The following is an 11,122-nucleotide window of genomic DNA, read 5'->3' on the forward strand; positions in this document are numbered from 1 at the left end:
ATACCGGCGTCGATAACGTCATGGCCAACTACACCTAGGATACGATTCCGGTCTGACAGATGTGCACTTCTCCGCCGGGCGTGGGCAGAGCAAGCGGGGCTGGCACGTCGATATTGAATCGAGGCAGATTTGACGGCGCTGCTGTTTGAGTCCGGAAGGATGGACAGCATGCCGGTGACGATCGATCCCCAGCTGCGCGCGAGGTGCGTGCGGCTTGTCAGGGAGCACCTCCAGGAGTACCCCGCCCTGACCGCCGCAGTCACCGCGGTGGCTCGGCAGGAAGGCGTCTCGCGGGAGTCCGTGCGGCGCTGGCTCGCGCAGGCCGGGGTCGACGACGGGACCCGTCCCGGCGTCATCAGCGAGGAGTCTGCCGAGGTCGAACGTCTGAAGGCCGAGAACCGACGGCTGCGCGAGGACAACGAGATCCTTCGTCGGGCTTCGATTTTCTTCGCGGGGGATCTCGACCCCCGCAGCCAATGATCCTGGCGTTCATCGACGAGATGCGCGCCGAGGGCTATGCAGTCGAGTCGATCCTCCGCGTCCTGCGCCGGCAGGGCCTTGCGATCGCTGCACGCACCTACCGGTCTTGGAAGCCGCCGGCCCGCATCGCTGCCCGCTCCGTCACAGACGACCTGGTCGAAGACAAGATCCGCGACCTCGCCTGGAGGGCCAACCCCGTCCCCGGGCAGGTTCAGATGACGCCGACGGTCTCTACGGGCGGCGGAAGTGGGTCGCGCTGCTCCTCCGCCAGGAAGGCCTCGCGAGCACGTCCCGTGGCGCGGTGGACCGGGCGATGCGGGCACTGGGCCTCGAGGGCGCCAGGCGCGTCAAGAAGCTCCGCACGACGATCGCCGATCCTGACGGGAAGCGAGCCGGTGACCTGCTGAATCGCGACTTCACCGCCTCTGCTCCGAACCGGGTGTGGGTCACGGACTTCACCTACATCCGCACCTGGGCGGGGTTCGTCTACGTCGCGTTCGTCGTGGACGTCTTCGCCCAGCGAATCGTGGGCTGGCAAGCCTCGGCGTCGAAGAAGGTCGACCTGGTCATGACCCCGCTGCGCATCGCGCTTTGGCGACGAGAACGGGAAGGAAACCCTGTCTACCCAGGGAATTTGATCCATCACAGCGACGCCGGATCGCAGTACCCGTCGATCCGGTATACCGAGCACCTCGCCCTCGAGGGCATCGCTCCGTCGATCGGCACCGTCGGCGATGCCTTCGACAACGCCCTCATGGAGCGCGTCAACGGCCTGTTCAAGACCGAGTGCATCCGCACCACCGTCTTCCACCACGGCCCCTACCGGACCCTCGCAGACGTCGAGTTCGCGAACGCCGGCTGGGTCGACTGGTGCAACAACCGCCGCCTCCACGGCCCCCCCGGGGATGCTCACCCCGGTAGAGTCCGAGACGCTCCACTACGAGGCCCTCACCCGAGAGCCCGCACCCACAAAGTAGCCGCAGAGAACCCGGGACGATTCAACCTGCTCCAAAAGGTCGTGACCGTTTCCGTCACCACAACTCAGATCACACCCCCCCCGATTAACTAGTTGGATTACCACCACAACTTGGAGGCCACCTTGGTTGAGCAGCTCGCAGTAAAATGGCAAGGATTTCGCAACTTTCACATGCGCGAGAGTCTGACTTTTAAGCCATTAACATTCTTGATCGGCAAGAACAATGTCGGCAAGTCCAGTCTCTATGCACCATTGCTCGTAATGAAGCAAACCCTCTCGGCGAGCAATCCCGATACTGCCTTGCTGTCCCGCGGATCTCTTATCGACGTAGGAATATTTCAAGACTACATCGGTGGCCACGATGTCGAAAGAGATCTCACTCTTGAGATTAGCTTTGGCGCGAGTGCGGTGCAAACAAAAAGAAACCCTCCGAGCCGGATCTCCACTACTTTCCGGTCGCCGGATGGAATTCAAGCCAAGGTGGTAAGCCAGTCAATTTATGGCGCCGACGGCACGCGCACTGTGCGCAGAAAGCGCGAAGTAGAATCCTCAACCTTCGAAATTTTTGAATCACCTCTCCTGCCCAAGAACACACCTGGACGGCCCCGACAAGAGGTCGCGGCACTTAAGAAATCCATGCGCGAGGAACAACCGCAAGGCTTCCTATTCTCAGGAACAGGAGCCCTCGAGTTGCCTCAACGGTATATGGACAACGAGGAGAGTTGGAAACGAGTTCGGAACTGGTATGCAAGCGCACGCCAGCTTTACTCATTCCAGCAGCATACAGTCGCCCACGTCAGCAGAGCACTTAATGGCATTAAGTATATCGGACCGCTGCGCAAGTCTGCCCAACGCACCTACCGACTCGGGGCCGAGTCCCCGAGTGGAGTTGGGACAGAGGGTGAGTACGCTCCGGAGCTAATTTTCCGCGCCCGCGACAGTGACACGCACAATGCACTTAACGAGTGGCTCAGCTTACTAGGCTATGGCGAACTCGCCTTCGAAGCCATTGGAGACGACTACTTCCAAATGTCACTCATGACCCCCGGGAAGGGGTATAGAGTTAATGTTGCCCACACCGGAACTGGCGTTTCACAGATATTGCCAATCCTTACCCAAGGAGTTACTTCAACTAGCGGTCAGACGCTTGTTTTTCAGCAACCGGAACTACACCTGAACCCCGCTCAGCAAACGATCGTTGCCGACTTTATGATTCAGCAAGTGGAAGATCAAAAACGCGTAGTTGTCGAGTCCCACAGTGAACACATGCTTTTGCGCCTACGCAGACGCATCGCGGAGGGTGCGATCTCAAGCAACGACGTCGCAGTATATTATGTCGAGTCAAGCCGCGACGTTGGCACAATTGTCCGGGAAGTGCCGATCGATGATATTGGGAACATTGAGCATTCTGCCTGGCCGGCGGGATTCTTTGAAGAATCACTGGACGACGCCTTCGCCATGTCCATTGCGCAGTCGCGCGGGAAGGGGGGTCCAAGATGAGGGCTTCGGATGAGTGCACGACAGACCTTGTTATTGACACAAACATTCTTGTCCATGCGTCAAACGGTAATGAGACATATTACCAGTCATCTATTCAGATTATCGAGTGGCTTCGTGATTCCGATGTATCCATCGTTCTTGATGACACCGGAAAAGCGAAGCCGAACCCGAACACAAGTGTCCTTTACTCAGAATATCGTCGACACCTCACTCCCTCTACGCTGGGATGGATTTTCGTCTCACACCTGATGCGAACAGGTAGAGCCTCATTTGTTGCGCGCCCAAGCCAGGCTGCAAAAAAATCGATAGAGAAGATTCTCCCTAGAAACAAGCAAGACCGTGCGGTCCTAGGTGCCGCCCATGGCAGTATCGACAAGCTTCTCCTCACCAATGATTGGGATGATTTCGATCAAGCGGCGCGAAAAGCCTGCAGGAAGGATCTTCAGGTGTCGGTATTGGATTCGCTCGACGCTTCGGCGTGAGGTGAACTCACCCAATTGCGGCCCCAAAATCAATGAGTCTCGCACCATGGCTTTCTTCAAATTCCTTCATCAGATGGACTCCGATAATGCGTTTTGATTTTCCGCAGAAGATCCTTCCCCGTCCCAATGCGGCGGCCGCAGGTCGATCCGCGGCCAGTCGACTTCCTCCCCCATCAGCTTGATGAGGTCTTCCTGCCGCGGCTGCCCCATCACCGAGCGATAAGCGCCGAGTGTCCGCTGCAGCCGCAGATACTGTCGTGATTCGCGGCTGAGCGGCATGGCGGGCACGTAGCGCTCGATCTTGGCAGGGCCGTCATGGAGCCAAAAGGGGCTGAGTCCGTCACTGCACTCGGGCTCAGCGGCAACGGCGGCGTCGAACATCGCCTGCCACGGGTCGTCGTAGCCCGGTGCGAGCGCAGCCCCGGCATGCGAGTGGGCGATGTTCCGCCGGATCGCGTGCCCCTTGTACCGGTGCACGCGGCCCTCCCGCTGCTCGAGGTCCACGGGATTGCCGGGCAGGTTCCAGTGCACGATGGCGTGGCTGTAGGTATGGAAGTCAAGCCCCTCCTGCCCGACGGACGTGCTGGTGAGCACGAAAGGCCAGAACGGCGAGTTGAAGCTGTCGCGCACCGAGGCCTCGCGGTTCTCGGCCGCCTCGGAGCTGAGGGCGCGCCCGAACCGGGCGGCGATGTGGGAGTTGAGCTTGTGCGTGCTTGCCTCGACCTTCACTCCGTCGGAGCGGAGTCCGTGGATCTCGTTCGCGGCGCTGCGAGTTCCCGCGGTCGCACGGATCCGTGAGGCGAGGACCGCGGCGCGCTCTGCCGGCTCATCATGGCGAAGCCCGAGCGAGTCGACGAGGGTGTGGACGTACTCGTCGAGCATCGCCTGAAGGTTGCCGTCGAGGCAGTAGCGCAGCACCAGCTGCCAGAAGCCTTCCGTCTCCTCGCCGCTCGTGCCGGTGGCGGCGCGCACGGCGGCCACCGTCTCGGGCTTGTTCAGCAGCGTGCGCAGGCCCTCGGCGATCCCGAGAGCCGCTCGGCGCATGGGCACCTCGGCGTAGGAGTCCGCTCCCCCGGCCGCCCGGCCGACGGCCCTCAGCGCGCACACCCCGGGACCGGCGACGGCGACCTGGGCGAGCACCGCGGCGAGGTTATCGGGCGGAGCGCCGAGGGCCTCCCACTCAGGGTCGAGCGCGAAGTCGGCGTGGTCGCGATAGCGGGAACCTGCATCGTCGCCGTCGGTCACTCCGCCGACGGCGCCGCGCAGACCGAGGTCCTCCAATCCGAGGGCGCGGTCGAGCAGATAGGGCGCGACGCCGTACCAGCCGGCGGTCTGCCCCTTGACGTCCCGGATCGGGAGCTCGAGCGCGTCCAGACGCTCCTGGATCCTGCCGGTCGCCACCTGCAGAAGCCGATCGCGATCCAACGGGAGCTCCTCCCCCACCTCTCGCGCGATCGTGAGCGGGTCTCCCAGTTGCGCGAGCACGACGGAGGGGTGGAGCAGGGCGAGATGGGGCAGGTTCTGGAGCTTGCCGTCGACGACGGTGAAACGCAGCAGTCCTGCGGTGCGCGGGTCGTCGTACAGCGCTGCGGCGCCCGTCCCGCGACGGGGCGCGAACTCGCTGAGCCGTCGGTCGGCCTCGTAGCTGAACAGGGCGGAGATCGCCTTAGGGACCACGCTCCAGGCGGAGAACACGAGCCGCTTGGTGAAGCTCTGCGCACCCTCGGCGGCGAAGGGTCCGCCCGGGCTGGTGTACGGCAGGGAGGGCGGGAGCCAGGCGAGCTTCCAGACCCCGCGGTCCATCGCGGCATCGATCATGGCGCGGAGCTTGGGGTTGCCGGGATCGATCTCGCGGAAGTGGCGGATGTCGTCCCAGGAGAGAAGGCCTCGATGGTGCCTGTGCAGCAGTGCCGCGAGATCCTCGTCGTCGCTGTTCGCGAGTTCGAGGGTGCGTCGCTGGGCCAAGTAGGCCGACGGGTCCATGAGATTCACGGGATAGGGGCTCGAGCGCCAGAACTCGAACATGTCCATGCCGTGGGCGTGACGTCCGATCGCGTCGGCCGCGGTCCAGACCTCGAGGTCCTGGGGTCGCAGCTCGAGGGAGGGCATCTCCATCTCGCGCAGCATCCCGTCGGCCACCGCGGCGGAGCCGAGCCGTTCGGTGCGGGACATGACGCGCCGCAGTTCCGCCTCGGCGCGGCGCGTGGCCTCTACGGCGAGGCGGTGCCCGTCGGCCGTGCCCTCGAGCATCCCCCGCCGCACCGCGGCGAGATGCTCCTTGACGAGGTCCGCGCGCTCAGGGCCGGCGAGGAAGGCCACAGTGTCGTGAAAGTCCTGGTGATGGTCCTCGGCGTCGAGCTCGTCGGGCAGCGTGAACATCTTGTAGGGCGTGGCGGAGAGGACGAGCGACTTCGCCGAGCGATGCATGATGATCTTCTGCGCGAGCTGCTGCGCGTCCGTGTAGTGCTCGTCGCCGGTGCTGCGGGCGCCGGGGAACAGGTCCTTGAAGCGCTGGAACTCGTCGAGGATGACCAGGTCCGGCGCGAGGCGGGTGACTGCGGTGCGGGCCATCGCCATACGCAGCGTACCGATCATGCGCCGGCGCCGCCACCACATGTCGTGCGTGACTTCGTCGCCTGCGAGCCAGGTGTCGAGCTCGTCGAACAGGTCATCGAGCAGTGTGCCGCCGAAGGGTCCGGTCTCGGTGCGAAGTGCGCGCGTGAACTCCTCGACGAGGTCGTCGTCGAGGGTGGGGCGGCTCCAGTTCCACTCCAGCCTGTCGGCGAAGCGTTCGAACCCGACGGCGTCGCGGAAGTAGTCGATGATTCGGTCCTGCGTGAGCCAGAGCCGGTCGATGCTGTGGCTGAGCATCCAGTGCAGCAGCACGCGCTCTCCGACGCGTCCCGTCGCATCGCCGAGGCGCAACGAGGTGCCGGGGGTGAAGGCGATGAGGTCGACACCGCCTGGCGGGGCGGATCCCATCGTCTGCGGGAGCATCGTGATCCGGTCGGCGTTGGTCTGTGCCTGGCCGCCGGTGAGCTCGCGTAGGCGGTCGAGGTTCTGGCCGGCGATCTGGCTGTTGGAGCAGATGTACACGATGGTCACGGTGCGGTCCGTGGTCTGGCGCAGGTGCACGATCGCGCGGGCGGCGACGCCCTTGGCGATGAGGGTCTTGCCGAGCCCCACCTCGTCGGCGACGAGGAAGCGGCTGACGAGGTCCTCGTCGGTCCAGAGGCGACGGAAGGCGTGGTCGACGGTAGCGCGCTGGAAGGGTTTGAGGCCGGCGAGGAGCGCGTCGACATCCACGGCCGTCGACTCTGCGGGCGTTGTCGGGCTCATGGGCGCCTCCTCGACAACGAGAATCGCAGCACCGTGTCCCACAACTGCAGGAACTCCGGTGGGATCAGTTCCTCGGCCTTCGGCAGCTGGAGGACGGCTTCGACCTGCTTCCGCACCGAGAGGATCCGGTCGATGTCGTTCCCGGCCGCGCGGACCAGAGGCTCGAACAGCACGATCGGGGGCGGGGGCCGGCGGTGGTCCGTCGCGGTGATGCCGTCGATCGCGCTGGTGAGGGTGTCGAGCTCGGGCTCGTGGGCGTGGGCGGTGGTCGGTTCGTCGAGTCCGAGGAGGAGCGCGAGATAGCGCAGCACGCGGTCGCGGCTGTTCAGCATCGCGGCGAGCGCCCGCTGCTCCCGATCGATCACGTCGCCGACGAGCCGGACCTTGAGGAGGCAGCGCCTGGTGGCCCGGGCGGGGCCGTCGCCGTGCGTCGTCTCCACGGCGAGGAAGGGGGTGATCTCGTCGAGAGACAGGTTCCAGGAGGTCTGCTCGGGGAGCGAGCGGCGGAGGTTCGGCGCGGTGAGCGGCCAGATGACCGTCTCGCCCGGGCAGCCCGCCGGGAGCACGAGCGAAAGCCGCGCGGAGACGGCGTCGTCGCCGGTGCGGGTGAGGTCCAGTCGCGGTCTCGGGACGGTCCGGGCGAGGGAGCGGTGGAACTCCTCGAGCAGATAGCCGGTGCCGAGGGAGGGGTCCTCGATCGCGTCCGGCGCCGGCGTGAAGGGCTCCATGATGGTGCGCAGGCCCATCGCCTTGCCACCCTCGCCGAGCACCGCGTCGACGCCGCAGACCCGGGTGGGACCGACGAGCACCGCGTCGAACTCGACGTTCCTGCTCCAGGCCTGCTCGGTGAGGTTGGCGCTGCCGGTGATGACCTCCGACTGCCCGTCGTCGCCGTCGACGATGACCGTCTTGGCGTGCAGTCCCGTGAGGTCGAGGAGCGTGGACGGGGCGGGACTCGAGTCCCGATCAATGGCGTCCTCCACGACGGCGCTGCCCTCCGCTCCCCCGTCGACGGCGGAGTCCAGGACGTTGACGTCCCAGCCGCGCAGGGCGCGGCTGCCGAGCTGATCCGCGGCCGCGGCGCGGGTGAGAAGCGTGCTCTCCGGCGCACCGGCTCGGATCCTGGTGAGGGTGTCCGCGGCGAGGAACGGGCTGATCGCTAGGACCTTCCTGGGCCGCTCCGGGAACGGCCACGGGGCGGGGTCACTGCCGAGTCCGAGTGGGAGGAGTGCGCCTCCGGTGAAGGGTTCCGGGACCCCGAGGCGCACGTCGCGGAGCGTCCGGGCGAGGTCGAGGATCGCTTCGCGGCGGTCCTCGGTGAGCGGGTCGAGCACCATGCCGGTCACCGCCTCGACGGCGGCGCCGGCGGGGGCGGCGTCAATCGTGCCGTCGGGGCCCTCGTCGAGCACGAGGGCGGTGTCCCACGAGCTGTCGAGGGTGAGGTTGCGGCTGCCGACGACGACCCGGTGGAAGAGTGCGCCGTCGTGGGGGCGGCGGTAGCGGATCGCCCAGAGCTTCGGGTGGAACAGGGCGTTCTCTGTCGGGGGTTCGACCTCGTGCAGCGAGCCCTCGAGGAAGGTGTGGATGCGGCTGTGCGAGGCAGGGACGTGGATCCCGGCGGCCTGGCAGAACACGGTGGTCCGGCCCATGAAGCGCTGGACGGCGTCGAGCAGCTGTGCGGGATCGCGGTCATCGATGCCGCGCGAGTCGTCCATCTCCGCGAACGCGAAGGTCATGGGGGCGATCAGCATCGCGGTGAGATTCAGCGAGAAGGTCGTCGTCACTGCGACGTCGACCTCGTGCCCCGGCGGTGGCCGCAGCGCGTCGGTCAGCAGGACGCTGGTGTCGGGTTCGAGCATCAGGCGCTATCCTCGGCGTCGTAGAGGTCCTGGAGGAGCGCCACGACGTTCGGCCAGCGGAAGAGGTTCCGGCCGGCGCCGGACGCGCCGCTCCAGGCGTTCAGGGCCTTGAGGTTCCCGGGCCGCAGTCGGGCGCGGCCCTGCTTCACGAGGCGCTCGCGATCGGTGATCAGCTGGCGCGCGGCGGTGGAGTCCGCGACGGCGTGCGGCGTTCGGGTCTGCTCGCACCAGCTCTCGAGGAAGGTCCTGGTCCTGTCGGTGTAGTTGCGGCGTCGGGCCGCCATCAGCTGTCCGAGGGCCAGGAGGTCCTCGGAGTCGAAGGGGCGGGACGCCGCGGTCTCGTCCGCCCAGGATGCGAGGCTGTCGCGGTAGTGGGCGACGCGGTCGTCGCGGAAGCGCTCCGGGTCCGAGGAGGTCGCCTCGGCGAGCAGCAGGTTGTAGAGCAGGTTCGCGCCGTGGATGTGGAGGCTGAAGCGCTCGGCGAGGTCGAGCAGGGAGCGCAGCTCCCCGTCGGCCCGGTGGCTGAGGAGGTCGAGGATCTCCGGTGCCCACGGGGCCGGCGGCACGCTGTCCGTGTCGGTCCACCCGGCCGGCCGTTCCTGCACGAGGCGGGCGATGAGCGTCCCGGGGTTGGTGCGGGTGATCGCCTCCCGGAGGTACTCGACCTCGCCCGGGAGGAGGCGGAAGTCGGCGCTCTTCACGAGGTGATCGGGTGGTGCGGGGAGTGAAGGGTCGAGTCCGTCGGGGATCCGCTCGGCGGCGAGACCGCCGTCCTCCGCGCGGGGTGCCTCGGCGTCCAGGCGCCGGCCCGCCTCGACCCGTGTGAAGAACTCCCGGGAGGTGAGGCCGCGTTCGAGGATCCCCCACTGAACGAGCATCCCGCCGTACACCACCGACGGCACCCGCTGGAGGGTCTTGCCCGCGCGGCGGCCGATGATGCCCGGCTCGTCATCGCTCGTCCCACGCTCGAGGGCACCGATGAAGTCACGTTCGAGGTCGTGGTACCTCGTGGCCATCTCGCCGGCGGTCGGGCGCTTCGAGGCCTCCTGCATCAGCCACGGGATGAACAGGACGTAGCGGAGCCGGGTGTGCAGGGTGGAGGTGCCGGGGAACAGGGTGTCCGAGAAGGCGTCCCGGATCGCGCCGACGCCCAGGTCGTCGATCGTCGTCTCGTCGCGGAACTGGTCCACTGCTTCCATCATCCTGCGGCGCTGCTCGGCGTCGACGGCGAGCCAGGCGAAGGTGGAGGGCATGAGATCCATGGTGCACTGTCGAGACGTTTAGGGGTGGCGATTGCAGACTGCCTCCCCTCTTCGGTGCTCGATTCGTCTGGAGGGCGAGGTCAGCAGATTGCCTGCAGCGATGAAGGGAGGCAGGCAGGGGCTGGGCTACGCGCCGATCGGGGCAATCCGGACGGGAGTGAGGTCGGCTGGGGCATAGGGCTTCGGGGCGAGGTCCACCCACCGCGAGCTATTCACTCGGTCCTCCTGCGAAGTCCACAGAGTGATGTCGAGTAGGCGCACTTCGCTTGCCTCGGCCAGGTCAGGAACATCTCGAACGATCACCTCTCTCATCTCTTTCAGGGCTGCCTCGTTCTCGCGCAGTGCCGCCCGGAGAGCGATGATCGCCTGGGAGATGCTCTCTTCGCGTGCTCGCATCACTCCGTCCCCGCCTCGACTGCGCTGTCTGAAAGCATCTCGCCGAAACCCCATCGCTCGGGCAACGTTCCCGTCCAGCACCGGGACGGTGTCCGGGAGGTACAGGGCGAGAACCTTCGTCATCTTCGGAGCCCAGAACCCCTTGAAGCCTTCAGCGCAGAGGTTCACGAGCGCCTCCACGTCCAGATCATCCAGCTCTCGGAGTCGACGACCTCGGAAGGTTGATACCCGGCTCTTCAGAGTTGAGTGTGGGGTGAGGCGTCGAGTCCTCCGGTGATGAGGAGCATTCGGAGGCGGTAGTGCTCGAAGTTGCGGAAGCCGCGAGCGATGCGGCGACCGAGTTCGATGATCCCGTTGATGGCCTCTGTCCCGCCGTTGCTCGCGCCGTCGGTATCGAAGTAGGCCAAGAATGCTGTCCGCCAGCGGCGTAGGGTCTTCCCGAGCCTGGCGATCTCGGGGATCGGGCAGGACGGCAGCCTCGCGATGAGCTGCTCGGCGAGGCGTCGGCCCTGGGCGGGCGTGGGCTGGTGGAAAACGTCTCGGAGGTCCTGGGCGCACTGGTAGGCGACCTCGACCGCGATGTGATCGGGATGGGCCGCGAATGCGCTGGCCAGCCGGTTCTGCTGGCGCGGCGTGAGGCGTTCTCGTCCGGCGCGGAGAACATGGCGGATCCCGTAGAGAGGCTCGCCCTTGCGGCCTCGATGGCCGAGGGTCTCTTGCTGGATCCGGCGGCGGACGTCATCGACCGCAGCCCCGCCGAGCTTGACGATGTGGAAGGCGTCCAGCACGCAGGTGGCGTCCTCGAGCTGGTCATCGATCGCGTTCTTG

Annotated in this window: 7 protein-coding genes and 1 pseudogene; 3 read left to right on the plus strand and 5 right to left on the minus strand. The window is 66.0% G+C overall.

The features are described 5' to 3' along the window. The first annotated feature begins 168 nt into the window (after positions 1 to 168). The 3 genes and pseudogenes from Y09_RS13795 to Y09_RS17320 all read left to right on the plus strand — a co-directional run bounded on the left by Y09_RS13795 (position 169) and on the right by Y09_RS17320 (position 3,438). Positions 169 to 1,457: pseudogene (locus tag Y09_RS13795) on the plus strand (IS3 family transposase). 110 nt (positions 1,458 to 1,567) lie between these two features. Continuing rightward, on the plus strand, positions 1,568 to 2,956 hold the full coding sequence (locus Y09_RS16945) for a DUF3696 domain-containing protein (RefSeq protein WP_148639667.1): 1,389 nt from the start codon (positions 1,568 to 1,570) through the stop codon (positions 2,954 to 2,956). Beyond that, entirely contained in the window at positions 2,953 to 3,438 is a 486-nt protein-coding gene (locus Y09_RS17320; RefSeq protein WP_148639668.1) for a hypothetical protein, read from the plus strand. The genes Y09_RS16945 and Y09_RS17320 overlap by 4 nt, the downstream gene beginning before the upstream one ends. 69 nt (positions 3,439 to 3,507) lie before the next feature. On the opposite strand, the gene Y09_RS13800 is transcribed toward Y09_RS17320, so the two are convergent. The 5 genes from Y09_RS13800 to Y09_RS13820 all read right to left on the minus strand — a co-directional run. Then, positions 3,508 to 6,777 (minus strand): helicase-related protein, encoded by a 3,270-nt coding sequence (locus tag Y09_RS13800; protein WP_053918251.1) that lies wholly within the window; start codon positions 6,775 to 6,777, stop codon positions 3,508 to 3,510. Further along, positions 6,774 to 8,636: a phospholipase D family protein gene (locus tag Y09_RS13805; RefSeq protein WP_053918252.1), complete on the minus strand. Its 1,863-nt coding sequence runs from the start codon at positions 8,634 to 8,636 to the stop codon at positions 6,774 to 6,776. Before Y09_RS13805 ends, Y09_RS13800 begins: the two co-directional genes overlap by 4 nt. Further along, a complete protein-coding gene (locus tag Y09_RS13810; RefSeq protein WP_053918253.1) occupies positions 8,636 to 9,889 on the minus strand; it encodes a DUF6361 family protein in 1,254 nt (417 codons plus the stop codon). The genes Y09_RS13805 and Y09_RS13810 overlap by 1 nt, the downstream gene beginning before the upstream one ends. Positions 9,890 to 10,024: 135 nt before the next feature. Continuing rightward, positions 10,025 to 10,474 carry a DUF6308 family protein gene (locus tag Y09_RS13815; protein WP_053918254.1) on the minus strand — a complete coding sequence of 150 codons (450 nt, stop codon included), beginning with the start codon at positions 10,472 to 10,474 and terminating at the stop codon, positions 10,025 to 10,027. A gap of 56 nt (positions 10,475 to 10,530) precedes the next feature. Next, a partial coding sequence (locus Y09_RS13820; RefSeq protein WP_148639669.1) for a transposase occupies positions 10,531 to 11,122 on the minus strand: 592 nt, incomplete at its 5' end.

The sequence above is a fragment of the Brachybacterium sp. SW0106-09 genome, from assembly GCF_001293905.1.
In the GTDB taxonomy this organism is placed as follows: domain Bacteria; phylum Actinomycetota; class Actinomycetes; order Actinomycetales; family Dermabacteraceae; genus Brachybacterium; species Brachybacterium conglomeratum.

Excerpts from the sequence above, each read along its gene's own strand:
- Y09_RS17320 (WP_148639668.1), top strand. The coding sequence starts at position 2,953 with ATGAGGGCTTCGGATGAGTGCACGACAGACCTTGTTATTGACACAAAC.
- Y09_RS13800 (WP_053918251.1), bottom strand. The coding sequence starts at position 6,777 with ATGAGCCCGACAACGCCCGCAGAGTCGACGGCCGTGGATGTCGACGCG.
- Y09_RS13805 (WP_053918252.1), bottom strand. The coding sequence starts at position 8,636 with ATGCTCGAACCCGACACCAGCGTCCTGCTGACCGACGCGCTGCGGCCA.
- Y09_RS13810 (WP_053918253.1), bottom strand. The coding sequence starts at position 9,889 with ATGCCCTCCACCTTCGCCTGGCTCGCCGTCGACGCCGAGCAGCGCCGC.